This window comes from Duganella hordei (genome assembly GCF_040369125.1).
Lineage (GTDB): Bacteria > Pseudomonadota > Gammaproteobacteria > Burkholderiales > Burkholderiaceae_D > Rugamonas > Rugamonas hordei.
The window spans coordinates 784,990-807,888 of sequence record NZ_BPWI01000002.1 but is presented as its reverse complement, the minus strand read 5'-3'; the positions used below and the strand labels follow the sequence as shown (position 1 = coordinate 807,888).

The window sequence follows — 22,899 nt, the reverse complement described above, 5'->3', positions numbered from 1 at the left end:
CAAATCAGTCATCACTACAGGTAGTGTATAGCATTTGAGCGGAAGTGCCAGCGTCCGGGTCTCAGGCTGCGGCGAGCACCTTGCCGACGATCTCGCAAACGCGGTCGACGTCGTCCATCGACATGTCCGCATGTAGCGGCAAGGTGACGGTTTCGCGCGCGATGCGCTCGGCGTTCGGGAACTGGCCGTCGGTGTAGCCGTATTGCCGGCCAACGGTGGTCAGGTGGCAGGCTTCGTAGGACATGCCGGTGCCGATACCCTGCTCCTGCAACGCGGCGCGGAAGCTCTTGCGCGTGTGGCCGAACTGCTCGTATGGAATCAGCACATTGAACATGTTCCAGCTTTGGCGCGGCTGTCCTTGCGGCGGCAGCACCACGCCGGGCAGTTGCGGAAAACGCTCGAAGTAACGCCCGGCCAGCGCCGCGCGCTGTGCCAGGAAGCGCGGCAACTGCTTCAGCTGATGGATGCCGATCACCGCCGATACGTCGGACATATTGAATTTTCCGGCGGCGATGGCGACATCGCGCGTGTCGTCCGGTAGACGCTGGATGCCGTGGAAGCGCAGCACGTCGACCAGTTTGGCCTCGTCCTCGCTGGCGACGACGATGGCGCCGCCTTCGATGGTGGTCATGTTTTTATTCGGATGGAAGCTGAACGTGGCGATGTCGCCGAAGCCGCCGATCGGCTGGTCCTTCCAGTACGAGCCCTGCACCAGCGCAGCGTCTTCGATCACGCGCAGCTGGTGGCGTTTGGCCAGTGCGTAGAGCGCGTCGATGTCGCCCAGGGCGCCTGGGAAGTGCGTCGGCATGATGGCTTTGGTGCGCGGCGTGATTGCGGCCTCCACCTGGGCCAGATCAATGGCACGGGTATGCAGGTCGCAATCGACGAACACCGGCGCGGCGCCGACCTTGACGATCATGTTCATCGCCGAGAAGAAGCTTTGCGCCGAGGTGATGACTTCATCGCCGGGACCGATGCCGCAGACCTGCAGCGCAATCTCCATCGCGCCGGTTGCCGACGTGACGACGCGTGTAGGCCGCGAACCAAAGCTCTCCGATAACGCCCGCTCAAGTTCGGCCACCTTTGGGCCGGTCGCGATCCAGTTGGAGCGCAGCACGGCGGCTACTGCCTGGATGGTGTCTTCATCGAGTTGAGGCTGGGCGAATTTGAGCATGGTGTGGCCTGCGCGGCAGAACTGGGAAGACCGATTCTAGCAGCGCCAGCGAATGCCCGCTTCGCAGCACCTTAATTCGTCAGGTCTGATTTGACGAAGTACTTGCGTGCATAGGTCAGCAGCTGGCCGTCGTTCGGATGATCGACGGTTTCGACACTGATCACTTTTTCCGCTGTTTCGCCATAGCTCTTGGCCATGTGGCGCATGAGCACAAGCTTTTCCACACCGGGGCCGACCACCAGGATCTGCTTGGCGTCGGTGACGGCGGCGATCACTTCGTCCATGTAGGTATGGTCAGGCTCGGCGCGGTTGTTGCCGGTAACGCCGGCTTTCTGATGCTGCGAGGTGGTTTTAATGACTTCCGTCATGGCGTCATCACGCGTGAAATGGATGACATGAGCTTCGGTCTGGTCGAGCCAGACGACTGCGTGTTGGAACGGCATGGGGATTTTCCTTGAGGTGGGGATGGCCGATAAGAAGGCCAGTGCGTGCAGCTTGCGCGCCTGTCCCCTGCCCGTCTGTACGAAACCGTACCCAGCTGCCATTCAATCAAAGGTTTCGGCCGGCGTCGCGCGTCTCCAGTACCTGGTCGATCAGGCCATATTCCACGCCCTGGCGGGCCGACATGTAGTTGTCGCGGTCCGAATCCTTTTCGATCTGCGCCAGCGTTTGCCCGGTGCGCTCGGCCATGATGGTGTTGAGGCGATGACGCTGGTACAGCACTTCGCGCGCCTGGATTTCGATATCGGACGCCACGCCCTGCGACCCGCCGTGCGGCTGGTGGATCATGATGCGGGCGTTGGGCAAGGCATAGCGCTTGCCTTTCGCGCCGGCGGCGAGCAGGAAGGAACCCATGCTGGCGGCGAAGCCGGTGCACAGGGTCGATACGTCGGGCCTGATGAACTGCATCGTGTCGTAGACCGCCATGCCGGCATACACCGAGCCGCCCGGCGAATTGATGTACAGTGAAATATCCTTGTTGGGATTGTCCGATTCCAGGAACAGCAACTGCGCGACGATCAGGTTGGCCGATTGCTCGGTCACCTCGCCCACCAGGAAGATCACGCGCTCCTTCAGCAGGCAGGAGTAAATGTCGAAGGCGCGCTCGCCGCGTGCGGTTTGTTCGATGACGGTGGGTACCAGACCCAGTCCCATGGGAGAATTCGAAGTCATGATCGTCCTTTGGCGGTGGAGTTGAATCACGGAGTTGACTCACTGCCCGCTTGACGTCCGCGGCCGGGTGCCGTGTGACGCGAAAAATATATATAGTTGGCGTGTCACATCCGGGCACCACCAAGCGTCAAGTGGTACCACCACCGCAACAGGAGATTCAAGATGCCACGCACCACCGATACCGACTGCGCCATGTTCGAGCAACTGCGCCCGCGCCTGAAGGCGATCAGCCGCCGCATCGTCGGCAGCGAGGCGGAAGCCGAGGATATCGTGCAGGACTGTTTTCTCAAGTGGCAGGGCGCCGAACAGGGGACGCTGACAACGCCAGCGGCGTGGCTGACTACTGTCGTGCAGCACCAGTCGATCGACCGCCTGCGCAGACGCGGCCGGGATGCGGTGGCGGCGCGCATCGCGATGGAGCTGGTGCCCGATGTGCCGCCTGCATTGCCGGAGGATGAGCTGGTGCGGCGCGCGGAGCTGGGTGAGGCGCTGGCCCGCTTGCTGGCATGCCTGACGCCGTCCGAGCGCCTGGCGCTGGTGCTGCATGAAGTCTTCGAATGCGAACATGCCGACATTGCGGCGGCACTCGGCACGAAGACGGTCAATGCGCGGCAATACCTTGCGCGTGCGCGCCGGCGGCTGCGTGAGGAGAGGGATGAGGCCTCGTCGGACGAAAAGCTGTGCCGCGAACTGGTGCTTCGCTTCCAGGCCGCGATCAACGGCCGGGACGTACCGGCGATGGTGACGCTGCTTGCTGACGAACAGCCGATGTCCGTGCACGAAACCCCGCAGTTGCGGATCCGCGTTGGCGCATGTGCCAATGATGCGTGGTATGGCCTTGCGTTGGCAGCCTAAAGACGTCTACAAGTTCAGTTGTTCCGGCAAGATGCCCAGCGCCAACGCGATCTTTTCACGGGTCGATTTACGGAGCTTTTCGCTATTCTCCTGGACGGCGTAGGACGGCTGCGAAATCCCAAACCTGCCGGCAACTTCCGCTTGGGTCAGCCCAAGATATTCACGCCACGCGCGGATCGGCGTAACACCGTCCTTGATGATCTTGCCGACCACGGCGTTAGGAACGTTGCGTGCTGGCACTTGCTTGGTCAGCACCAGGTAATCATTGTAGGGAATGACAGCGAACGCGGGCTGGCCATCCGGTCCGTTCAAGAACTGAATGTTAGTAAGTGCGTTCATTTCGCTTTCTCACTTGTGAGATGGTGATGATGACCGGGTTGCCGCCTTGGTCGATTTCAAAAATCACTCTGTAGTCCCCCACGCGCAAACGGTAACCAGCTACTCCTTGCAAGCGCTTGATATCCCCGACACAGCTCAGCCACAGCGCCAAAGCCTGGACTGCGTCATAGATCGCATCACGCTTCGCCTTTTCCGCAATCTTGCGAAGTTGGCGCACGGCTTGAGATTTCCAAACGATAGAGTTCACGGAATTATAGGCCACATATAGCCTTACAAAAATAAGGCTATAACGCGAATCCACCTGCGAACTTGCTCAAGCTTCCGTGCGGAATTAGATGATGTAAAGCAAAAAAACCGCCTCCGGCGGTTTCTAGTCGGACGAATCGGAGAGGCCTTGCGCTTGCAAGCGCAAGACCGCTCCGCAGGCGCCCCGCATGCGGGGCGAATTCCCTGCTCCGCCCCGCGTCCCGCGGTTTCGATTCCCGGCCAGCGCCAGCAATAGGATTAAAAACAAAGCCCCGCCAGGCTTTCGCCTGGCGGGGCTTTGTTTTTAATCCAGTGGTGGAGACGGCGGGAATCGAACCCGCGTCCGCAAGCACTCCACAGACAGTTCTACATACTTAGCACTATCATTTAATTTAACCAGTACAACACGGACGTGCACGTTTTGGACTAGCGATTCACCTTAGATTTAGCGCGGATTGAAGTGACCCCTCACAGCGCGAGTCCCTGTAAATGACTCCACAGCTTTTAACGGCCCACCCCAGGGACGAGGTGTTGTGGAGCTAACAGCAATTAAGCTGCCAGTGCGTACGAGTTATCGTTTGCAGTTAAGTTTTTTCTGGGTGTATTTACGAGGTAACCAGCCCTCGGTATGCCCTGCTCTGCTTTGCAACCCACGTCGAAGCCAGGTCGTCCCCACAGAACTTCATTTTACCGCATTTCGGGCCATGCAGTACATTCCCTTGCCCACCACGTCAAACGCCCGTCATATTTGGCCGTTATGATGGCTTCAGTTCTCACATGGAACGACCATTTAGCGCCTCGTACAGGCGGCTACTACCGGCGCCGGCGGTCGGGAAATATACCGGCACCAAATTCTCTGTCACTCACACCAGGCGGGCGTACAATCCGCCGATGCCGAGAAGCAATGTGACCAGCAAGCCCATCAGCCAACGGAACTGGACTTCGCTGTGTCTTGAGGCCTCTTTCCTGAATTCGTCCAGCTTCATATCCAGGAATCGGTAGTTGTCCCAGGTTTGCTGCCTCGCCTCGTCGAGCTTGGCATCGAGGAGTGTGTAATTGTCCCAGGTTTGCCGCCTTGCCTCCGCCAACTTGCCCTCGATCAGCCTCAGACCATCTGCGGTCTGCTTTCTAAGCTCCTGCATGCTTTCTGCCGTCTGCTTTCTGGCTTCTTCCAGCTTGGCCTCAATCAGCCGCGAATACTCGACCGCCTCGCGACGGGACTGTTCAATTTTGACCTCGGTCAGCTTGAAGTTCTCTGCAGTCTCCTTGCGCAACTCGTCTATCCGGGCGGTCACCTCCCGGCGCACTTCGTCGATACGGGCGTTGACCTCCTTGAAGCCGGCGCCCATTTCCTGTCTCATCAGAGTTAGTTCAGCGTCCATATCCCCATCCTCGGCGGCACCATTGCCCGTGTCAAGCTGAGCCAACGCTGTATTGGTCGAGTTCATCCACACACATTACGCTTTCGACCGGACCATCTGCTGATGCGTATCAATCGCTCTTTTGAGACAATTTGTTGCATCGCAGCACAAAATGCGCTAAATGGCTGAGAATTTTGAATTTGCCACAGACACTGCATTAAAATGATAGTCATCACCTCCCCCGCACCGGTCCTCGATCATGCCCGACGCCGCCTCTGATACCGCTCCCAGCCCGAAGAAACGCGGGCGGCCCCAGAAAGGGGAAAGCGGCGGCCTGCGCGCGGAATTGATCGAGAAATCGGCCCAGCTGTTCCGCACCAAGGGCTATGACAACACCACCGTGCGCGACATCGCGGCCGCCGCCGGCATCCAGGCCGGCAGCTGGTTCTACCACTTCAAGACCAAGCAGGACATCCTGGCCGCCATCATGGAACAGGGCATGGAGCGCTCGCTGGCCGAGATCGAAGCCATCGCCAGCCAGACGCTGCCGCCGCGCGAGATGCTGCGCCGGCTGGTCGAGGTCCACCTGCACACCCTGCTTGCGCCCGACCACCATTTCATCGCCGTGCTGCTGTACGAGTGGCGCTCGCTCGACGAGCCGGCGCGCGAGCGCCTCACCGCGCTCAAGGACCGCTACGAGGCGGTCTGGGACCGCGCGATCGCTGCGCTGCATCATTCGGGCGACTGGGCCATGCCGTCGCAGTTCGACCGCCTGCTGATCTTCGGCGCGCTGAACTGGACCGTGCAGTGGTATAAACCCGGCAACGGCGCCGACGTCAAGGAATTGGCGCAACAGGCCATGCTGTTCATCCTGCGCACGCCGGCCGCGCTTGAGGCACAATAGGGGCATCCGCAGAAATTAAGGAATGCCCATGATTTATGAAATCGCCGAGCTGTACATCAAGCCCGAATCCCACGCCGCCTTCCAGGCCGCGGTCGCCGAGGCGGTGCCGGTGTTCAAGGCCGCCACCGGCTGCCTGTCGATGCGCCTGGACCGCGACATCGAGGTGCCGGATACGTATCACTTGGTGGTCGGCTGGCAGACAGTGGACAACCACATGGTCGATTTTCGCGGCAGCCCGGGGTTCCAGACCTGGCGCGGCCTGGTCGGCAACCACTTCGCCCTGCCGCCGAAAGTCGAACATTTTGAAACCGTGGTGGCCGGCTTCTGAGCCTGCCATCGACAGCGCAGTCTCACTCCGGAGGCTATCATGACCCGCACCATCCACCGTAACTTCGAGCAGGTGACGGACGCCGAAAGCGCCCGCAGCGCCCTGCTGTCGAACGGCTTTCCCATCGCCAGCGTCAAGCTGACCAAGCACACGCCGCTGCCGCCCAACGTGGCCACCAGCACCGTCGGCAACATCCTCGACTCGCTGACGCCTGGCGGCCCGGCCGCCGCCGCCCACGCGCGCATGCGCAGCGGCGCCATGCTGACCGTCGATATCTACGATGACGACGACCGCGAAAAGGCCGACGCCATCATGAGCGGCTTCGGCGCCCATCCGGCCTAAGCCGCCCGGCCAGCCCCGTCACCCCGCCAGCGCGGTCGGTTCGTCGTCGCCGGCCGACGCCCGCTCGCGCCGCATCCAGTCGCCGGCGTCGGCCACCGTCAGCGGACGGGCGTAGAAGAAGCCCTGCAGCTAGTGGCAGCCGGCGTCGCGCGCGGCGATCGCCTGCTCCAGCGTTTCGATGCCTTCGGCCACCACCTGCAGGTTCAGCGCGGCGGCCAGCTGGCAGATCGCCGTCACCACCGCCACCGCGTCCGGCGCCGGCAGCGGATCGATCAGGCCGCGGTCGATTTTCAGGGTGCTCAACGGCAGCTTGCGCAGCATGCTCAGCGACGAGAAGCCGGTGCCGAAATCGTCCATCGCCACGTCGATGCCCAGCCCGCTCAGGTGCTGCAGCTGCTGCTGCGTGTCGTCCAGGTTGTCGATCGCCGCGCTTTCCGTGATCTCCAAGGTCAGGCAATGCGGCGGGATGCCGGTTTCCTGCAGCGTGCGCTCGACCAGCTGCAAAAAGCCGCGGTTGAGCAGCTGCACCGGCGACACGTTGACCGCCACCGGCACGCAGTGGCCGATCTCGGCGTGCCAGGCGGCGATCTGGCGGCAGGCGCGCTCCAGCAGCATCGCGCCCAGCTCGCCGATCAGGCCGGTGCGCTCGGCGATGGCGATGAACTCGACCGGGCTGACCATGCCCACGTCCGGCCGCATCCAGCGCGCCAGCGCCTCGAAGCCCAGCAGCCTGCCGCTGACGGCGTCGATCTTGGGCTGGTAGTCGAGGTAGATTTCCTGGTTCTTGATGCCCTTGCGCAGCGCCTGCTCGTTTTCCAGCGCCTTGCTCGACATCAGCTCGAAGCGCTGCTCGGCCATCGCCAGCGAGGTGCCCGGCGTGCGCTTGGCCTGGTACATGGCGGCGTTGGCGGCGCGCAGCAGGCCGTCGGCGTTGCCGGCGTGGTCGGGGAACACCGCCATGCCCATCGAGGCGTCGATGTAGTATTCGCTGCCGCCCACCTTGAGCGCCTGCTCGCACGCGCTCAGCAGGCGGCCGGCGATGTCGCGCGCGTTGCTGGCGTCGGGGTCGACGATGGCGAACTCGTCGCCGCCCAGGCGCATCAGCTCGGCGCGCGCGCCCAGCGCCTGCTTGACGGCGGCGGCGAAGGCCTTGAGCACCTGGTCGCCGGCCAGCTGGCCCTGGCTCTGGTTGAACAGCTTGAAGCGGTCGATGTTGACCACCACCAGCGTGCACTGCAGCGTGCCGTCGGCCAGGTAGCAGTATTCCTTGAGCCGCTGCATCAGCACCGTGCGGTTGGGCAGGCCGGTCAGCTTGTCGTGCGTGGCCTGGTGCACCAGCGCGCGGGCGCTGGCGTTGCGCTCGGTGTCGTCGGTGATCAGGATCTGCGTGGCGGCCACGCCGTCCCATTCGACCCGCCACGCCTCGAAGCGCAGCTCCAGCTCGCGGCCGCCCGCCACTTCGCGCCGGCCTTCCCAACTGGCGATGTCGAGCTGCTGCGTCTGCAACAGGCCGTGGTAGTGCTGCAGCGTGTCGTCGCTGAAGCTCTCCGGCGGCAGGTCGGCAAACACCACGTAGTTGCCCAGTCCCAGCGGCATGCCGTAGATGCCGCGCACGGCGGGATTGGCGTACAGGATGCGCTTGCCGTCGGTCACCACCACGCCCTGCACCGAATGTTCGGTCAACAGCTGGAAGCGGGCCGCCACCTTGCCGGCGTCGCGCACCGCGCCTTCCAGCGCGGACAGGCCGAACATCACGCCGATGGCCGCGCGCAGCAAGGTGGCGACCAGGATGTTGGCGGCGATGCCCTGCTCGCCGTACAGCACCACCGGCAGCTGGCCCAGGCTCAGCAGCAACAGCATCGGCCCGACCAGCCGCTCCAGCGGCTGGTTGCGCCACAGCCAGCGCGTGGCCAGCAGGCCGAGGCCGGCCAGCAGCGCCATGTTGAACAGCGGCCAGGTCAGCATGCGGTAGCCGGGCGCCAGCAGAGCGACGGCGGCGCCCAGGCCGATGGCGATGGCGGCGCCGCGCGTCAGCCGGCGGCCGGTCAGGTGCAGCACGCCGGAACTGAGGAACAGCACGTTGGGTATGGCGCCGGCCACCATCAGCGGCAGGCCGACGGCGTTGAACGGCGCCGGCGCCGAAATGCGGATCAGGTAGCCGGCCGACAGCAGCGAGGCGAACAAGGTCGACCAGCCCAGGTCGCAGGTGAAGCGCTGGGCCGGATGGCGCCGCCACACCTGCAGCAGCGCCACGCCGATGATGACGAACATGCCGAAGTTGATCAGGTACAGATAAGTCATGTCTGGCCGCCGGCCGCTTGTGCCGGATGGTGGAACACCTGGCGCAGGTAGGCCAGGAAGGTCTCGTCCTTGCACACCGTCTTGCCGGGCGAGTCCGACAGCTTGGCCACCGACTGGCCGTTGCAGCACACCAGCTTCATGACGATGTTCAGCGGCATCAGGCCGACATCGTTGGTCAGGTGGGTGCCGATGCCGAAGCCGGTCATGATGCGGTCGGCGAAGTGGCGGTACAGGCGGAACGCGGTCTGCAGGTCGAGGCCGTCGGAGAACACCAGGCGCTTGGTCTTGGCGTCGATGCGCAACGCGGCGTAGTGCGCCAGCGCCTTTTCACCCCACACCACGGGGTCGCCCGAATCGTGGCGCAGGCCGTCGAACAGCTTGGCGAAGTACAGGTCGAAGTCGTCGAGGAAGGCGTCCATGCCGACCACGTCGGTCAGCGCGACGCCCAGGTCGCCCCGGTATTCCTGCACCCAGGCCTCGAGCGAGGCCTTCTGGAAATCGCGCAGCCGCACGCCGAAGGCCTGGAACGATTGCATGTATTCGTGCGCCATGGTGCCGATCGGCACCAGGCCGAACTTCATCGCCAGGTAGACGTTGGAGGTGCCCTTGAAATACTCGGGCACTTCGCGCGCCAGCCGCTGCACCACCTCGTCGTGCCAGGCGCCGGAATAGCGGCGGCGGGTGCCGAAGTCGGAAAACTCGAACGGGTTGCGGCAGGCCGGCTCGGCGCCGAAGGCCTTCAGCGCGGCGATCTTGGCGCCCAGCCGCGCGCGTCCCTCGGCCAGCGCGGCGGCCGCGTCGAAGCGGCGGAAGTACAGCTCGTTGACGATGTACAGCACGTAGATTTCAAAGCCCATCACGTGCACCTGGGGGCCGCTGGCGTGGATCGCCAGGGTGTCGCCGTCGGCGCGCACGGTGATGAACTTGCGCTGGAAGCGGAACACGGTCAGGAAGTCGACGAAGTCGCTCTTGATGTAGCGCAGCGAGCGCAGGTAGCTCAACTCCTCGTCGGTGAAGCTCATCGAGCACAGGTGGTCGAGTTCGCGCTCGACGTCGGCCAGCAGCTCGGCCAGCGGCCAGGCCGGCGTGTTGCGGCAGACGAATTCGTACTCGGTGTGCGAGTTCGGATGGCCGTGCAGCAGCGCCTGCCACATGGTGAACTTGTACAGGTCCGTCTCCAGCAGGCTGCGGACGATGGGCTCGGTCATTGCGCTTCCTGGGCGTTGGCCAGCAGTTCGGGCAGCACGTCGGCGGCCTGCATCAGCTGCACGCCGCGCGCCTGCATCGCGCGCAGGAAGGCCTGGTACTGCGGCTCGAAGCCGGCGACCGGGCTCATGCAGTCGGTCACCAGCACCAGCTTGGACAGCGGCTGGCCGCCGAAGTTGTCGGCGATGTGCTCGACCGTGGCCTTGACGCAGTGGCTGCCGGCCTCGCCGGCGATGTAGATGCGGTCGGCCCCGGCCAGGGTGGCGATGAATTTGGTGTTGAGCTGGGTGTCGGGATCGTCGGCGTCCGGCACCTCGGCCATCACGGCGGAATAGTGCTCGGTCCACGGGTTGGAGCCCTTGGCCAGCTTGGCGACGATGCCCAGCGAGGCTTCCTCCCAGGCGCCGTAGGCGGCGCGCACGTCGTCGTGCACGTTGTTGCCCCAGGTGCCGATCTCGCAGTGCACCGGCCACACCATCAACTGGTAGCGCCCCGCCGCTTCCAGCTTGTCGAGGTAGTTCAGCGCCAGCGGCAGGGCGGCCGGATGGCGCGGCAGGTATTTTTGCGCGCGCACGTCGGCCGCGCTGATGGTGGTGTAGGGCTGCACCGGCGCGCCGTCGGCGGCGATCCAGAAGGTCGGGTGGGCGATGTCGAAGCGGTGGTGCGAGTCCAGCGTGATGCTGATGGCGCTGATGCCGGCGCGGCCGCGGTTGATCAGGCCGGCCAGCCGCAGCATGTCCTGGTGCGCGCCGGGCACCGGCAGCGCCGGCACATGGGACGCGCGGTGGCTGGCCGGCAAATCGCAAAAATCGTTTTGCGGGTCGATGACCAGCAAATGCAGATTCCGTTTCATGTAAGGCTCCATGACGATGTATGCCTTCATGATACCGTAACCATCAAAAAGCCCCGCAAGCGGGGCTTTAATTACGACAAATACTGTTGCTTACAGGCGCTAGGCGTCACACGGCGATCGCGGCGATCGAGGTGCGGCTCTTGGCGATGGCGGCGGCCACCGCTTCTTCGCCCATGGCCACGCCTTCGGCGACGATGAAGGTGACGTCGGTCATGCCGAGGAAGCCCAGCACCGAGCGCAGGTAGGTGGTCACGTGGTCGTAGGCGGCGGCAGGGCCTTCGCTGTAGGCGCCGCCGCTGGCGACGAACACATAGACCTTCTTGCCGCTGACCAGGCCTTCAGGGCCGTTGGCGCCATACTTGAAGGTGCGGCCGGCGCGGGCCACGTGGTCGATCCAGGCCTTCAGGCCGGAGGTGACGGAGAAGTTGTACATCGGCGCGCCGATGACGATGGTGTCGGCGGCCAGCAGCTCGTCGACCAGCGCGTCGGAGGTCTTGATGGTGTGGGCCTGGTCGGCGTTGCGCTGCTCGGCCGGGGTGAAGTAGGCGCCCATCATCTGCTCGGTCAGGTGCGGCACGGGGTTGGCGGCCAGGTCGCGGGTGATGACGGTGCCCGACGGGTTGGCTTCCTGCCATTTTGCGACGAACTCGGCGCCCAGCTGACGCGACAGCGAGCCATTTTGACGAACACTGCTGTTGATGTGGAGTACGGTTGCCATGATGTGCTTCCTTTCAAAGAGATTGGTTGCATGCATCATAGATCGAGTTTAATATCGATGAAACGGTGTAAATTTAAATGCTACTTATCGATAATATCGATATCAAACTTTCAAGATAACCCCATCATGCGCGATCCCGGCCTCCCCTCCCTCGACCAGTTACGCGTGTTCATCGCGGTCATCGACCACGGCGGCTTCGCCCACGCGGCGCGCGCGCTGCACCGCACGCAGTCGGTCATCAGCTACACCATCGCCAACCTGGAAGAGCAGCTCAACATCGAGCTGCTCGACCGCAGCAAGCGCAAGCCGGTGCTGACCGAGGCCGGCAAGGCGCTGCTGGCCGACGCCCGCGCCGTGTCGCTGAAGGTCGACGGCATGCGCGCCCGCGCCAAGGCGCTGTCGTCGGGGCTGGAGGCGGAGGTGTCGGTGGTGGTCGACGTGATGTTCTCGACCTGCAAGCTGGTGCGCATCCTGCACGCGTTCCAGAAGGAATTCCCGACCGTGTCGATGCGGCTGCGCACCGAGGCGCTGGGCGCGGTGACGCAGCTGGTGATGGAGCGCGAGTGCCATATCGGCATCAGCGGCTGGATGCCCGGCAGCCAGGACGTCGTCGAGCGCCAGAGCTGCGGCTTCGTCACGATGGTGCCGGTGGTCTCGCCCGAGCATCCGCTGGCGCAGATCGAGGGCCGGGTGCCGACCGACATCCTGCGCGAGCACATCCAGCTGGTGCTGACCGACCGCAGCACGCTGACCAAGGGCCAGGACTTCGGCGTGCTGGCCCTGCGCGACTGGCGCCTGGGCGACCTGAGCTCCAAGCACGCGCTGCTGCGCAGCGGCATCGGCTGGGGCAATATGCCGCTGGAGTTCGTGCAATGGGACCTGGACGCCGGCCGCCTGGTGCAGCTCGACATCGCCGAGGGCAATTCGTTCAGCTTCCCGCTGTACGTGATACGGCGCGGCGACGAGGAGCCGGGGCCGGCCACGCGCTGGCTGATGCAGCAATTCCTCGAGCTGGAGCAGCCTGGCGTGGCGCTGCCCAATCACGACGCCCGCCCGCAGCCGGTGCCCGGCGCGCCCAGCGTCGCCTACCACCCGCCCGGCGGGCACAAGCCGGCCGGCGCGCCGTCGGGCAAGGCGGATAAGCCGGGCAAGGCGGCGCGGCCACGGCCGCCGATGGCCGAGCCGCAGGCCGGCGCCAGCGCGCCGTCGCCTATTTCACTCCGGCGGCGCTGAGCTTGCCGCGCAGGCGGCGGATTTCTTCCGACAAGTCGACCACCAGCGCGGCGACATCGTCGTTGGCCTCGAAGTCGCGCTCGATCTGGCACAGCCGGCGCGCGCGCACCAGGTCGGCGCTGGTGAAGCGCCAGCCGGCCGTGCTGTCGGGCGCGTCGTCCAGCAGGATGCCGGTGCGCACCCGCTGCACCACCCAGTCCGGCTCGACGGCGCAGGCTTGCGCCAGTTCATCGAGCGTCAGCGCGGCCTCGTCGACCAGCACCGCGGTTACTATTGCCTGTCCCATCGCTCGTCCTCCATGACTTGTCCTCCATCGTTCATCCTGCCGCGCGCGGGTTGAACGCCAGCTCGCGCGCCATCGTTCGATACACTTCGCGGGCCTGTTCGGTGTTGGCCGGCGGCAGCACCACTTCCAGCAGCAGGTACAGGTCGCCGGCCTCCTTGCCGGGAATGCCGCGCCCGCGCAGGCGCAGCTTGCGCCCGCTCTGCGAGCCGGCCGGCACCGTCACGGTGACCTTGCCCGACGGCGTGCCGACCTCGATCTCGCCGCCCAGCGCCAGCTCCCACGGCGCCACCGGCACCGTTTCGTAGACGTCGCGCCCGTCGATGCGGTAGCGCGCGTTGGGGCGGAACTGGATTTCCAGGTACAAGTCGCCCGGCCCGGCCGCGCCCGGCTGGCCCTGGCCGCTCAGGCGCAGCTGCTGGCCGGCCGTCACGCCCTTGGGAATGTTGACACTGAGGTTGCGCTCGCGCGTGACGATGCGGTCGTGGGCGTCGCGTTCGGCCACCATCAGGCTGATGGTGCGGGTGGCGCCGGTGTAGCTGTCGCCCAGGTCGATGGCGATGCTGGCGTGGCTGTCCTCGCCGCGCCGCGGCGCCTGCTGGCGCCGGCGGCCGCCGCCGCCCAGGTTGGCGAACAGGTCGGCGAAGAAGTCGCTGCCCATGGCATCGCCGCCGAAGCCGCCCGGGCCGGCGCCGGCGCCGCCATTGCCGAAGCCGCGGCCCCAGTCCGGCGGCGGGCGGAATTCCTGGCCGGCGCGGTACTGGTGGCCGCGCCCGAGCTCGTCGTAGGCGGCGCGCTTTTCGGCGTCGCCCAGCACGCCGTAGGCCTCGTTCAGCTCCTGGGTTTTCTTTTGCGCATCCGCTTCCTTGCTGACGTCCGGATGGTATTTCCGGACCAGCTTGCGGTAGGCTTTCTTGATCTCTTCCTCGGTGGCCGTCTTCGGCACGCCCAGGGTCTGGTAGTAATCCTTGTATTCCACGTCGCGCGCTCCCGTAGTTCGTCCAGCACAGTCTACCGAAAAACGCGGCGCACCGTCGTGCGCCAGCTCACTTGCGGCCGGGCTTGTCCTTGTCGGCCTGCTTGGCGTCGCGGTTCGGCTCCAGCTCGCGCACCGACGACATCATGTCGTTGAAGTTCTTCAGCTCGGCGTATTCGCCCTTCTCCAGCACCAGGCACTTGCCCTTGTAATGCTTGCTTTCGCACACTTCCCAGGTGCCGCTGTGCACCACCACGCTGGAGGTGCGGTCGTTGAAGCCCAGCTTGTCCAGGTCCGGCTCCGAGCCGTGCAGCTGCAGCGCCGGGCCGCCGAAGTGGTCGCGCGTGTACAGCGTGATGTCGCCGGCCTGCGCCGCCGGGACGGCGGCGGCGCTCAGCAGGATGGTGCACAGCAGGGTCTTCATGACGGTCGTCTCCGCGGCGGGGGTGTGGCCCGAATGATAACGCATGCGCGTCAGCGCAGGCGGCGCAGCGACGAGATGCGGTCGTTCATATTGTCCAGCTGCTCGTAGCGGCCCGGCTCGAGCACGATGCAGCGGCCGCCGAAATCGGCATGCTCGCACAGCTGCCAGCGGCCTTCGTTGACGATGATGGAGCCGGTCTGGTCGTTGAAATCGTAGTCGGTCAGCGTGCGCACGACGTCGGTGTGCAGCTCGACCTTGGCGCCGCTGAAGCCGGCGTGCGAGTACAGGATGATGGGTTCGCCCCGGCGGCCGTAGCCACGGTCGTCGTCGCGCCAGCCATGGCGCCCGTCGCGCTCGCCGCCGCGGTAGTCACGGTTATCGCCGCGGTTGTCACGGTCGTCGCGGCCGTCCCGGTAATCGCGGCCGCGGCCGGCAACCTCGCGCGCCGACGACACCTGGTCGTTGAAGCCTTCCAGCACCGGGTACTCGCCGCGCTCGAGGACCACGCAGCGGCCGCGGAAATCGGCGTGCTCGCACAGTTCCCAGGCGCCGGAGCGCACCACCACGCTGGAGGTGCGGTCGTTGAAGCCCAGCGGCACCAGGTCCGGCGTGGTGTTGCGCAAGGTGACCGAGGCGCCGCCGAAGTTGGCGTGGGTGTACAGGGTGATCTCGCCCGCCTGGGCGCCGGCGGCAAACAGCAGCGGGGCGGCCAGCATCAGGGCGGCGGAAGTCAGGCGGTGCAGAAAGGTTTTCATTTGGAATACCGATGTTAGTTGTTGTTCAGCCATAACGTGCGGGCCGGCCGTTGCGACGACGGCCGAATTTTACTAAATTGCAAGCAATTGTAATCGAGCGCGAAATCGAACACGATGCGGCGGCGGCCTCGGCGCGGTAAAATCGCCGGCCCGACGCCACCGCCATCGTTCGCCATCCTTATGCCGCATACCTTCAAACCCGCCAACATCCGCCTCGAAGCCGCCGCCCTGTGGCGCCTGGCGTGGCCGATGCTGGTCGGCCAGCTGGCCACCGTCGGCATGGGCGTGGCCGACGTGGCCATGACCGGCCACGCCAGCGCCGACGAGCTGGGCGCGGTGTCGCTGGGGGCGTCGATCTGGTCCATCATCCTGGTCACCGTCAGCGGCACCATGATGGCGATTAACAGCGTGGTCGCGCACGACGTCGGCGCCGGCGCGCTGGCGCGCGTGCCGCACGTGGTGCGCCAGTCGCTGTGGAAGGCGCTGGGCGTGGGCGTGGTGGCCATGCTCTTGGCCAACCTGGCCACCCTGCTGTTCGACCACCTGTACCTGACGCCGTACGTGCACCGGCAAGCCTCGCTGTTCGTGCACGTGATCAGCATCGGCCTGCCGCCGTACGCCGCCTGCCGCACGCTGTACGGCTACAGCACCAGCATCAACCAGACCAAGCCGATGATGGTCATCGCGCTGCTGGGCCTGGGCTTCAACATCGTCGTCAACTGGCTGCTGATCTTCGGCCACTGGGGCCTGCCGGCGCTGGGCGGCGTCGGCTGCGCGGTGGCGACCGGCCTGTGCATGTGGCTGATGCTGGGCGCCATGCTGGTGTGGATGCGCCTGGCGCCGGCCTACCGCGCCACGTGGCCGTTCACCCACTGGGAATGGCCGCACTGGCCGGAGATCCGCGCCATGCTCAAGCTGGGCCTGCCGATCGGCGTCACCTATTTCGCCGAGGTCAGCGCGTTCGGCGCGGTCAGCCTGCTGGTGGCGCGCTACGGCGTGGTGCAGATCGCCGCGCACCAGATCGCGCTGAACTTCACCTCGCTGGTGTTCATGGTGCCGCTGAGCTTTGGCATCGCGCTGATCACCCGCGTCGGCCAGTCGGTGGGCGAAGGCGATCCGCGCAAGGCGCGCTTCGTGGCCTGGGTCGGCGTGTGGATGTCGCTGGCGTTCGGCGTGCTGTCGGCGCTGTTCATCGTCGTGTTCCGCCAGCAGATCGCCGCCGCCTACACGTCGGACGCGGCGGTGCAGGCCGTGTGCGTGCGGCTGCTGCTGTTTGCCGCGCTGTTCCAGCTGTCGGACGCCACCCAGGTGGCGACCTCGTGCGCGATCCGCGGCTACAAGGTCACGCGCCAGCCGATGCAGATCCAGCTGCTGGCGTTCTGGGGCTTCGCGCTGCCGCTGGGCTGCTGGCTGGGGCTGGCGCCGCAATGGCTGCCGTGGACGCCGGCCGCGCCGATGGCGGCGGCCGGCTTCTGGATCGGGCTGGTGATCGGCCTGACGGTGGCGGCCGTGCTGCTGAGCTGGGCCTTGCAGCGGCTGGCGCGCCAGCGCGTGGCGGCGGGCTAGAAACATAGCGATACATTACGCCGAAGGAAAAACGGTTTTCCATAGCGCATTCAGAATATTGCCATCTCGCCACAACCGGGCCGGTCTGGTATCGTCTTGGGTTCCGATAACCGAGAGACACTCACTCCATGCGATTTATTCTCTGCTTCCTTGCGCTGCTGGCCGGCGCCCAAGCCTCCGCCGAAAAACTGACGTTGGACCGGCTGCAGGCCGACCCGTCGCTGAGCGGCCCCGGCGTGCGCAGCCTGAAGGTGTCGCCGGACGGCGCCCGCGTGACCTTCCTGCGCGGCCGCGAAGACAACCAGTTCCAGATGGACCTGTGGGAATACAATCTGCACGACAAGTCCACCCACCGCCTGGTCGACTCCAAGACGCTGGTGCCGGACGAGAACCTGTCGGCCGCCGAGAAGGCCCGCCGCGAGCGCGAGCGCACCGCCAGCCTCAAGGGCATCCTCAGCTACAGCTGGTCGCCGGACGGCAAGCAGCTCTTGGTGCCGATCGCCGGCAACCTGTACCTGATCGACGTCAGCAAGCCCGACGCGGCGCGCATGGTCGCCTCGGGCAACGTGCTCGATCCGAAGATCTCGCCCAAAGGCCGCTACGTATCCTTCGTGCGCGACCAGAACCTGTACATCCTCGACCTGGCCAGCGGCAAGGAAAAGCAGCTGACCAGCGACGGCGCCGGCACCATCCACAACGGCGAGGCCGAATTCGTCGCGCAGGAAGAGATGGCGCAGACCACCGGCTACTACTGGGCGCCGGACGACTCGGCCATCGCCTACAAGCGCTACGACGAGGCGCCGGTGCCGGTGGTGCGCCGCTTTGAAATCTTCGCCGACCGCACCGACGTGGTCGAGCAGCGCTACCCGGCCGCCGGCGATCCGAACGTGCTGGTGCAGCTGAAGATCGTCTCGACCGCGACCGGCGCGACCCGCGACGTCGACCTCGGCGCCAACCAGGACATCTACCTGGTGCGCGCCGACTGGAGCGCCAGCGCCAAGGCGCTGCTGTTCCAGCGCCAGAGCCGCGACCAGAAGAAGCTGGAACTGGTGTCGGTCGACGCCGCCACCTTGGCGCAAAAGGTGCTGGTCACCGAAACGTCGCCGACCTGGGTCAGCATCTTCGACGACCTGCGCTTCCTCGGCAACGACAAGGGCTTCATCTGGTCGTCCGAGCGCAGCGGCCGCAAGCACCTGTACCTGTACGACATGAGCGGCAAGCTGCTGCACCCGATCTCGCGGGGCGAATGGGGCATAGACCGCGTGCTGGCGGTGGACGAAAAAGGCGGCCGCGTGTTCGTGCAGTCGAACCGCGACGCCGTCATCGACAGCCAGACCTACGCGCTCAAGCTCGACGGCAGCACGGCCGACAAGCCGGTCCGCATCACCCAGGGCGACGGCTGGCATGACTCGTCGTTCGCGCGCAACGGCGAAGTGTTCGTCGACACGTACTCCGACCCGAGCACGCCGCCGCAGGTCAGCATCCGCCGTCCGGACGGCGCCATGATCAGCTGGCTGGAGCACAACGAACTGAACGCGTCCCACCCGTACGGCAAGTACATGGACGCCCACCTGAAGACCGAATACGGCACGCTCAAGGCCAAGGACGGCCAGACCTTGTACTACTCGATGATCAAGCCGAGCGGCTTCGACGCGTCGAAGAAATACCCGGTGTTCCTGTCGACCTACGGCGGCCCGCACTCGCAGCACGTGGCGCGCAAGTGGGGCAACTTCTTCGACCAGTACATGGCGCAGCAGGGCTTCATCGTCTGGCGCCTGGACAACCGTGGCGCGTCGCGCCGCGAGCGCGCCTTCACCGACGCCAACTACCATCAGCTGGGCAAGGTCGAGGTCGAAGACCAGGTCACCGGCATCGAATGGCTGGGCAAGCAAAGCTACGTCGACGCCAAGCGCGTGGGCGTGTTCGGCTGGAGCTACGGCGGCTTCATGACCTTGCGTCTGCTGGCCGAGGCGTCGGACAAGATCGCCATGGGCGTGTCGGTGGCGCCGGTGACCGACTGGTCGCTGTACGACACCCACTACACCGAGCAGTTCATGGGCATGCCGAAAGAGAACGCGGCCGGCTATGACTACAGCGGCGTGTACTCGCACCTGGACGGCTTGAAATCGCCGCTGCTGCTGATGCACGGCATGGCCGACGACAACGTGCTGTTCACCAACACCACGCGCATGATCGACGCGCTGGTCAAGCGCAACGTGCACTTCGAGCTGATGACCTATCCGGGCGCCAAGCACGTCATCTCGGGACGCGGTCCGCAGCGTCACGTGTACGGCAACATCGAAGCCTTCTTCAAGAAAAACCTGATGCCGGAAGCGGCGAAGTAATTCGAACGCGGGTAAACCAAAAACAGCCGCCTCGTTCACCGAGGCGGCTGTTTTTTTATGGGCTGCGGCAATTAGTTGCGGTTGCCTTTGGTGATGTCCTTGACGGCTTCTTTCGCGTCGCCCAGGCCTTTTTGCAGCTTGCCTTCAGCTTGCTTGTTCAGGCCCTTGGCTTGCTGTTCCGAGCTGCCGACCAGCTTGCCGGCTTCCTGCTGGATTTTGCCGCCGATGTCCTTGGCCGTACCTTTGACTTGATCCTTGTTCATGGTGAACTCCTTAATGGGTGATGAAGCTACAGGGACACGCAGCGTTGTGCTGTGTGCATGCGTTCCACTATAGGCCGCTGCGCGCACCGCTTCTGTGCGCTCGCGAACGCAGTCCATCGATCAAGATTTCCGCCAGACACTAGCGAGCCACGGCTGCTGATCGCGCGGCAACCCTGCCGGGCGATAGTAATGTTGGACAGCGATAAAACCTGCTGCGGTCAGGTAATGTTCCCATGTGTCGTAGTCGTAGTAGCTGCCGTAGCGCGGGCCGTTCCAGCCTTCGCGGTTGTCGCCGCGCGGATTGGAGCTGAACAGGACGCCGCCCGTCTTCAAGGCCGCGTGCAAGTCGCACAGCACTTTCGGCAACGCCGCGCTGGGCACGTGGAACAGGGAGGCGTTGGCGTAGATGCCGTCAAAAAACCCGGCCGGCAGGTCGAGCTTGACGAAGTCCTGCTGCCAGGCCTGGCAACCGCTGTAGGCGCGCGCCATCTCGACGAATCGCGCCGAGCCGTCGACGCCGATCGCCTCGTGCCCCATGTCCTTGAACGTTTTCAGGTCGCGCCCCGGCCCGCAGCCCAGGTCCAGCAAGCGGTAAGGCGCCGGCGCGTCGATCGCATCGAGCAAGGCGGCGATGTTCTGGCTGACGTCATGGTCGATGGTGCCGGCGAAAAACTGCTCCGCGTTGCGCTCGTAGTGCTGCAGCGTGGTCTGCGTGATTTGTTCGATGTCGTCGGAATTCATGCCGCTAGTATACATACCGGGGTACCCGCACTCCACTCTCTCGTACAAACATGCTCTTTTGTATAGCTCTTTTTTGCTCTTTTCGCTTCAAATGAACTTCAGGCGGCGGACCTCGTCCAACAGAGACAGGAAGAAGCAAAAACCGTCAAAAAGAGCAAGGAGAAAGAGCATGAATGCACGAGAGGCTTGTTTGCCACCACCCGCTGCCTGTGCCCGACTGAAAGATTTTCTGCGTCGCAGCGGCAAGCGCTGACCACCGCAACTAAAACCATGGGCGACGCGTTGCACGCCGCCCTGCTATTGATCGAACACATCGACCATCAATCGAAAACATTAATGGAACGCCGCCTGCCTAAGCACCGCCGCGAATACGACGAACTCAGCGACGATCACTGATCGTCGCCGCGCTTTACCAGACCCGCACCCGGTCCTTCGGCGCCAGATACAGCGTCTGCCCCGGCTGCACGTTGAAGGCGTTGTACCACGCATCAAGATTGCGCACGGTGGCGGTGCGCCATTTGTCCGGCGCGTGGCCGTCGGTCAGGATGGCGCGGCGCAGCGCCTCGTCGCGCTCCTTCTCTCGCCAGCTCGCCGCATAGCCGATGAAGAATTGCTGGTCCGCCTCCGGCGTCACGCGCTTGTTGGCCAGCGTCGCATGGTAAGCGTCGTACGACGCCGACAGCCCGGCCAGATCCGCCAGGTTCTCGCTCAACGTCTGCTGGCCGTTGATGGCCAGGTCCGGGAACGGCTTGTACGCCGAATACTGCGCCGCCAGCACCGCCGACGCCTGCTTGAAATGCTTGCCGTCGGCAGCCGTCCACCAGTCGCGCAGGCGCCCCTTGGAATCGAACTGCGCGCCCTGGTCGTCGAAGCTGTGGCTGATCTCGTGGCCGATGGTCGCGCCGATGCCGCCATAGTTGACGGCGTCGCCGGCATTCGGGTCGAAGTACGGCGGCTGCAGGATCGCGGCCGGGAAATTGATCGCGTTCTGCATCGGCATGTTGACCGCGTTGACCAGCTGCGCCGGCATGCACCACTCGGCGCGGTCCACCGGCTGGTGCAGCTTGGCCAGTTGCTGCTGCGTGTGCAGGCGTTCGGCGCGCAACAGGTTGCCCAGCGCGTCGTCCGGCACCACCTGCAACTGCTCATAGCTGGCCCACTTCTCTGGATAGCCTATGCCCACATACAAGGTCTTCAGCTTGGCGTGCGCCTCCTTCTTGGTGGCCGGCGCCATCCAGTCCAGCTTGTCGATGCGCAGATGGAAGGCGTCGACGATATTGCTGACCATCTGCTGCAGGCGCTGCTTGGACTCGGGCGGGAAATACTTGGCCACATAAATCTTGCCCAGCGCATCGGGCATCGCCGCGTTGACTGCGGCCAGGCTGCGCTTCCAGCGCAGCGATTGCTGCGGCGTGCCGTTCAGCGCGCGGCCGTAGAAATCGAAATGCTGGTCGGCCAGCGCCTTCGGCAACGCGGCGCTGACCTGGTTGATGCTGTGGAAGGTCAGGAAATCCTTCCACGTTTCCAGCGGCACCGAGTTGACCAGCCTGGCCGCGCCGGCGATCGCGGTCGGATGCCATACGATGAACTTCTTCTGCCCGCCCAACCCGGCGCTTGCGAAGAACGCGGCCCAGTCCACGCCCGGCGCCTTGCGCGCGAAATCGGCCGCGCTCCAGTTGTTGTTCGCCTTCAGCACGTCGGCCGAATCCTCGCGGTTGGCGTGGGTGGCGGCGATCTTGGTTTCAAGCTCGAACACGCGCGCCGCGCGCGCCTCGGCACCGTCGATGCCGGCCAGCCTGAAGGTGGCGGCGATGTGCGCCAGGTACTTGCCGCGCAGCTCCTTCATCGACGGCGTGTCGTCCAGGTAGTAGGCCCGGTCCGGCATGCCCAGTCCGCCCTGCAGCAGATACGGCGTGTAATGCGCGCTGTCCTTCAGGCCTTGCGCGATCCACAGGCCGAACAGGTTTTCGGTGAAGAAATTGGTGGCGTTGAGCGGATCGACGTCGGCCTGCAGGCTGGCGCCCAGCGCCTTGGTCAGCGCCCGCTTGTCGCCGATGGCGGCGATCTGCGCCAGCGCCGGCTGCAGCGGCGCCAGCCCCTTGGCCTCGATGCCCGCCTCGTCCATGAAGCTGGCGTAGTAGTCGGCGATTTTCTTCGCCTCGGCCGACGACGGGTCGGCCGCCAGTCCCTCGATCAACTTGACGATGCGCAGATTGGTGTCTTCGACCAGTGCCGCGCCCACGCCCCAGCTGCTGCGGTCGGCCGGGATCTCCACGCTATTGAGCCACTCGCCGTTGACGTAATCAAAAAAATCGTCGCCCGGCAGAACCGCGGCCGGCGCGGCCCATGCGGCCGGCAAGGCGGCTACTAAAACTATACTGATGGCAAGGCGGCGCGCTGAAGCGGAGAGGTGCATGATTTGTCCCGGGATTGTCAATTCCAGCGAATATATCACGACATAAAAGAGACGCCGCCATAGCAAAATTCTTTCATTCGTCCGGGGAATCGCTATA

General features: G+C 64.8%; 25 protein-coding genes and 1 other RNA gene. 8 read left to right on the top strand and 18 right to left on the bottom strand.

Features of this window, described 5'->3' with window-relative positions; translation table 11 throughout:
• Positions 1-61: 61 nt before the first annotated feature.
• From ABWW33_RS07870 to clpP, 3 genes are all read right to left on the bottom strand, one after another.
• The gene (locus tag ABWW33_RS07870; protein WP_353400655.1) at positions 62-1,174 is read right to left on the bottom strand and encodes a DegT/DnrJ/EryC1/StrS family aminotransferase; all 1,113 of its coding nucleotides are present in this window, start codon (positions 1,172-1,174) and stop codon (positions 62-64) included.
• Positions 1,175-1,245: 71 nt separating this feature from the next.
• Positions 1,246-1,617 (bottom strand): translational machinery protein, encoded by a 372-nt coding sequence (locus ABWW33_RS07865; protein ID WP_176655040.1) that lies wholly within the window; start codon positions 1,615-1,617, stop codon positions 1,246-1,248.
• A gap of 106 nt (positions 1,618-1,723) precedes the next feature.
• The gene (clpP, locus tag ABWW33_RS07860) at positions 1,724-2,347 is read right to left on the bottom strand and encodes an ATP-dependent Clp endopeptidase proteolytic subunit ClpP (RefSeq protein WP_353400653.1); all 624 of its coding nucleotides are present in this window, start codon (positions 2,345-2,347) and stop codon (positions 1,724-1,726) included.
• A 162-nt stretch (positions 2,348-2,509) separates the two neighbouring features.
• On the opposite strand from clpP, the gene ABWW33_RS07855 reads away from it, so the two are divergent.
• Positions 2,510-3,202: a sigma-70 family RNA polymerase sigma factor gene (locus tag ABWW33_RS07855; protein ID WP_353400652.1), complete on the top strand. Its 693-nt coding sequence runs from the start codon at positions 2,510-2,512 to the stop codon at positions 3,200-3,202.
• Between the two features lie 6 nt (positions 3,203-3,208).
• Here the strand turns inward: ABWW33_RS07855 and ABWW33_RS07850 are convergent, their stop codons facing one another.
• From ABWW33_RS07850 to ABWW33_RS07835, 4 genes are all read right to left on the bottom strand, one after another.
• The gene (locus tag ABWW33_RS07850) at positions 3,209-3,541 is read right to left on the bottom strand and encodes a helix-turn-helix domain-containing protein (RefSeq protein WP_353400650.1); all 333 of its coding nucleotides are present in this window, start codon (positions 3,539-3,541) and stop codon (positions 3,209-3,211) included.
• A complete protein-coding gene (locus ABWW33_RS07845; protein WP_353400648.1) occupies positions 3,525-3,788 on the bottom strand; it encodes a type II toxin-antitoxin system RelE family toxin in 264 nt (87 codons plus the stop codon). The genes ABWW33_RS07850 and ABWW33_RS07845 overlap by 17 nt, the downstream gene beginning before the upstream one ends.
• A gap of 312 nt (positions 3,789-4,100) precedes the next feature.
• Positions 4,101-4,461: a transfer-messenger RNA gene (gene ssrA, locus ABWW33_RS07840) on the bottom strand.
• A 189-nt stretch (positions 4,462-4,650) separates the two neighbouring features.
• Positions 4,651-5,235: a hypothetical protein gene (locus ABWW33_RS07835; protein ID WP_353400646.1), complete on the bottom strand. Its 585-nt coding sequence runs from the start codon at positions 5,233-5,235 to the stop codon at positions 4,651-4,653.
• A 172-nt stretch (positions 5,236-5,407) separates the two neighbouring features.
• On the opposite strand from ABWW33_RS07835, the gene ABWW33_RS07830 reads away from it, so the two are divergent.
• From ABWW33_RS07830 to ABWW33_RS07820, 3 genes are read left to right on the top strand one after another with little or no spacing between them, the layout of a single operon-like run.
• On the top strand, positions 5,408-6,052 hold the full coding sequence (locus ABWW33_RS07830) for a TetR/AcrR family transcriptional regulator (protein ID WP_353400644.1): 645 nt from the start codon (positions 5,408-5,410) through the stop codon (positions 6,050-6,052).
• 28 nt (positions 6,053-6,080) lie between these two features.
• A complete protein-coding gene (locus ABWW33_RS07825; RefSeq protein WP_176655034.1) occupies positions 6,081-6,380 on the top strand; it encodes an antibiotic biosynthesis monooxygenase family protein in 300 nt (99 codons plus the stop codon).
• Positions 6,381-6,419: 39 nt separating this feature from the next.
• Positions 6,420-6,722, top strand: a complete 303-nt coding sequence (locus ABWW33_RS07820; RefSeq protein ID WP_353400642.1) for a hypothetical protein — start codon at positions 6,420-6,422, stop codon at positions 6,720-6,722.
• A gap of 129 nt (positions 6,723-6,851) precedes the next feature.
• Here the strand turns inward: ABWW33_RS07820 and ABWW33_RS07815 are convergent, their stop codons facing one another.
• The 4 genes from ABWW33_RS07815 to ABWW33_RS07800 form a co-directional block, all read right to left on the bottom strand.
• Positions 6,852-9,023, bottom strand: a complete 2,172-nt coding sequence (locus ABWW33_RS07815; protein ID WP_353400640.1) for a putative bifunctional diguanylate cyclase/phosphodiesterase — start codon at positions 9,021-9,023, stop codon at positions 6,852-6,854.
• Positions 9,020-10,231 carry a nicotinate phosphoribosyltransferase gene (gene pncB, locus ABWW33_RS07810; RefSeq protein ID WP_353400638.1) on the bottom strand — a complete coding sequence of 404 codons (1,212 nt, stop codon included), beginning with the start codon at positions 10,229-10,231 and terminating at the stop codon, positions 9,020-9,022. The genes ABWW33_RS07815 and pncB overlap by 4 nt, the downstream gene beginning before the upstream one ends.
• Positions 10,228-11,082 carry a cysteine hydrolase family protein gene (locus ABWW33_RS07805; protein ID WP_176655030.1) on the bottom strand — a complete coding sequence of 285 codons (855 nt, stop codon included), beginning with the start codon at positions 11,080-11,082 and terminating at the stop codon, positions 10,228-10,230. The genes pncB and ABWW33_RS07805 overlap by 4 nt, the downstream gene beginning before the upstream one ends.
• A 106-nt stretch (positions 11,083-11,188) precedes the next feature.
• Complete coding sequence (locus tag ABWW33_RS07800) at positions 11,189-11,800, bottom strand: FMN-dependent NADH-azoreductase (protein WP_176655029.1); 612 nt, start codon at positions 11,798-11,800, stop codon at positions 11,189-11,191.
• Between the two features lie 126 nt (positions 11,801-11,926).
• On the opposite strand from ABWW33_RS07800, the gene ABWW33_RS07795 reads away from it, so the two are divergent.
• Positions 11,927-13,033: a LysR family transcriptional regulator gene (locus ABWW33_RS07795; RefSeq protein ID WP_353400634.1), complete on the top strand. Its 1,107-nt coding sequence runs from the start codon at positions 11,927-11,929 to the stop codon at positions 13,031-13,033.
• On the opposite strand, the gene ABWW33_RS07790 is transcribed toward ABWW33_RS07795, so the two are convergent.
• The 4 genes from ABWW33_RS07790 to ABWW33_RS07775 form a co-directional block, all read right to left on the bottom strand.
• Positions 13,011-13,319: a chaperone modulator CbpM gene (locus ABWW33_RS07790; protein ID WP_176655027.1), complete on the bottom strand. Its 309-nt coding sequence runs from the start codon at positions 13,317-13,319 to the stop codon at positions 13,011-13,013. The genes ABWW33_RS07795 and ABWW33_RS07790 overlap by 23 nt on opposite strands.
• Positions 13,320-13,350: 31 nt before the next feature.
• Positions 13,351-14,295 (bottom strand): DnaJ C-terminal domain-containing protein, encoded by a 945-nt coding sequence (locus ABWW33_RS07785; protein ID WP_176655026.1) that lies wholly within the window; start codon positions 14,293-14,295, stop codon positions 13,351-13,353.
• A gap of 67 nt (positions 14,296-14,362) precedes the next feature.
• Complete coding sequence (locus ABWW33_RS07780; protein WP_353400631.1) at positions 14,363-14,716, bottom strand: beta/gamma crystallin-related protein; 354 nt, start codon at positions 14,714-14,716, stop codon at positions 14,363-14,365.
• Between the two features lie 50 nt (positions 14,717-14,766).
• Complete coding sequence (locus ABWW33_RS07775) at positions 14,767-15,471, bottom strand: beta/gamma-crystallin (protein ID WP_176655024.1); 705 nt, start codon at positions 15,469-15,471, stop codon at positions 14,767-14,769.
• A gap of 180 nt (positions 15,472-15,651) precedes the next feature.
• Between ABWW33_RS07775 and ABWW33_RS07770 the strand changes: the two genes are divergently transcribed.
• Positions 15,652-17,037: an MATE family efflux transporter gene (locus tag ABWW33_RS07770; RefSeq protein ID WP_353400628.1), complete on the top strand. Its 1,386-nt coding sequence runs from the start codon at positions 15,652-15,654 to the stop codon at positions 17,035-17,037.
• 128 nt (positions 17,038-17,165) lie between these two features.
• Positions 17,166-19,382 (top strand): S9 family peptidase, encoded by a 2,217-nt coding sequence (locus ABWW33_RS07765; RefSeq protein ID WP_353400625.1) that lies wholly within the window; start codon positions 17,166-17,168, stop codon positions 19,380-19,382.
• 71 nt (positions 19,383-19,453) lie between these two features.
• Here the strand turns inward: ABWW33_RS07765 and ABWW33_RS07760 are convergent, their stop codons facing one another.
• Positions 19,454-19,645 carry a CsbD family protein gene (locus ABWW33_RS07760; protein WP_176655021.1) on the bottom strand — a complete coding sequence of 64 codons (192 nt, stop codon included), beginning with the start codon at positions 19,643-19,645 and terminating at the stop codon, positions 19,454-19,456.
• Between the two features lie 120 nt (positions 19,646-19,765).
• Complete coding sequence (locus tag ABWW33_RS07755; protein WP_353400622.1) at positions 19,766-20,386, bottom strand: class I SAM-dependent methyltransferase; 621 nt, start codon at positions 20,384-20,386, stop codon at positions 19,766-19,768.
• Between the two features lie 186 nt (positions 20,387-20,572).
• Between ABWW33_RS07755 and ABWW33_RS07750 the strand changes: the two genes are divergently transcribed.
• The gene (locus tag ABWW33_RS07750; protein ID WP_353400619.1) at positions 20,573-20,782 is read left to right on the top strand and encodes a hypothetical protein; all 210 of its coding nucleotides are present in this window, start codon (positions 20,573-20,575) and stop codon (positions 20,780-20,782) included.
• A 13-nt stretch (positions 20,783-20,795) separates the two neighbouring features.
• Here the strand turns inward: ABWW33_RS07750 and ABWW33_RS07745 are convergent, their stop codons facing one another.
• Positions 20,796-22,802, bottom strand: a complete 2,007-nt coding sequence (locus ABWW33_RS07745; protein WP_353400617.1) for a M13 family metallopeptidase — start codon at positions 22,800-22,802, stop codon at positions 20,796-20,798.
• Between the last annotated feature and the right edge of the window lie 97 nt (positions 22,803-22,899).

Excerpts from the sequence above, each read along its gene's own strand:
- ABWW33_RS07870 (WP_353400655.1), bottom strand. The coding sequence starts at position 1,174 with ATGCTCAAATTCGCCCAGCCTCAACTCGATGAAGACACCATCCAGGCA.
- ABWW33_RS07865 (WP_176655040.1), bottom strand. The coding sequence starts at position 1,617 with ATGCCGTTCCAACACGCAGTCGTCTGGCTCGACCAGACCGAAGCTCAT.
- clpP (WP_353400653.1), bottom strand. The coding sequence starts at position 2,347 with ATGACTTCGAATTCTCCCATGGGACTGGGTCTGGTACCCACCGTCATC.
- ABWW33_RS07855 (WP_353400652.1), top strand. The coding sequence starts at position 2,510 with ATGCCACGCACCACCGATACCGACTGCGCCATGTTCGAGCAACTGCGC.
- ABWW33_RS07850 (WP_353400650.1), bottom strand. The coding sequence starts at position 3,541 with ATGAACGCACTTACTAACATTCAGTTCTTGAACGGACCGGATGGCCAG.
- ABWW33_RS07835 (WP_353400646.1), bottom strand. The coding sequence starts at position 5,235 with ATGAACTCGACCAATACAGCGTTGGCTCAGCTTGACACGGGCAATGGT.
- ABWW33_RS07830 (WP_353400644.1), top strand. The coding sequence starts at position 5,408 with ATGCCCGACGCCGCCTCTGATACCGCTCCCAGCCCGAAGAAACGCGGG.
- ABWW33_RS07825 (WP_176655034.1), top strand. The coding sequence starts at position 6,081 with ATGATTTATGAAATCGCCGAGCTGTACATCAAGCCCGAATCCCACGCC.
- ABWW33_RS07820 (WP_353400642.1), top strand. The coding sequence starts at position 6,420 with ATGACCCGCACCATCCACCGTAACTTCGAGCAGGTGACGGACGCCGAA.
- ABWW33_RS07815 (WP_353400640.1), bottom strand. The coding sequence starts at position 9,023 with ATGACTTATCTGTACCTGATCAACTTCGGCATGTTCGTCATCATCGGC.
- pncB (WP_353400638.1), bottom strand. The coding sequence starts at position 10,231 with ATGACCGAGCCCATCGTCCGCAGCCTGCTGGAGACGGACCTGTACAAG.
- ABWW33_RS07805 (WP_176655030.1), bottom strand. The coding sequence starts at position 11,082 with ATGAAACGGAATCTGCATTTGCTGGTCATCGACCCGCAAAACGATTTT.
- ABWW33_RS07800 (WP_176655029.1), bottom strand. The coding sequence starts at position 11,800 with ATGGCAACCGTACTCCACATCAACAGCAGTGTTCGTCAAAATGGCTCG.
- ABWW33_RS07795 (WP_353400634.1), top strand. The coding sequence starts at position 11,927 with ATGCGCGATCCCGGCCTCCCCTCCCTCGACCAGTTACGCGTGTTCATC.
- ABWW33_RS07790 (WP_176655027.1), bottom strand. The coding sequence starts at position 13,319 with ATGGGACAGGCAATAGTAACCGCGGTGCTGGTCGACGAGGCCGCGCTG.
- ABWW33_RS07780 (WP_353400631.1), bottom strand. The coding sequence starts at position 14,716 with ATGAAGACCCTGCTGTGCACCATCCTGCTGAGCGCCGCCGCCGTCCCG.
- ABWW33_RS07775 (WP_176655024.1), bottom strand. The coding sequence starts at position 15,471 with ATGAAAACCTTTCTGCACCGCCTGACTTCCGCCGCCCTGATGCTGGCC.
- ABWW33_RS07770 (WP_353400628.1), top strand. The coding sequence starts at position 15,652 with ATGCCGCATACCTTCAAACCCGCCAACATCCGCCTCGAAGCCGCCGCC.
- ABWW33_RS07765 (WP_353400625.1), top strand. The coding sequence starts at position 17,166 with ATGCGATTTATTCTCTGCTTCCTTGCGCTGCTGGCCGGCGCCCAAGCC.
- ABWW33_RS07760 (WP_176655021.1), bottom strand. The coding sequence starts at position 19,645 with ATGAACAAGGATCAAGTCAAAGGTACGGCCAAGGACATCGGCGGCAAA.
- ABWW33_RS07755 (WP_353400622.1), bottom strand. The coding sequence starts at position 20,386 with ATGAATTCCGACGACATCGAACAAATCACGCAGACCACGCTGCAGCAC.
- ABWW33_RS07745 (WP_353400617.1), bottom strand. The coding sequence starts at position 22,802 with ATGCACCTCTCCGCTTCAGCGCGCCGCCTTGCCATCAGTATAGTTTTA.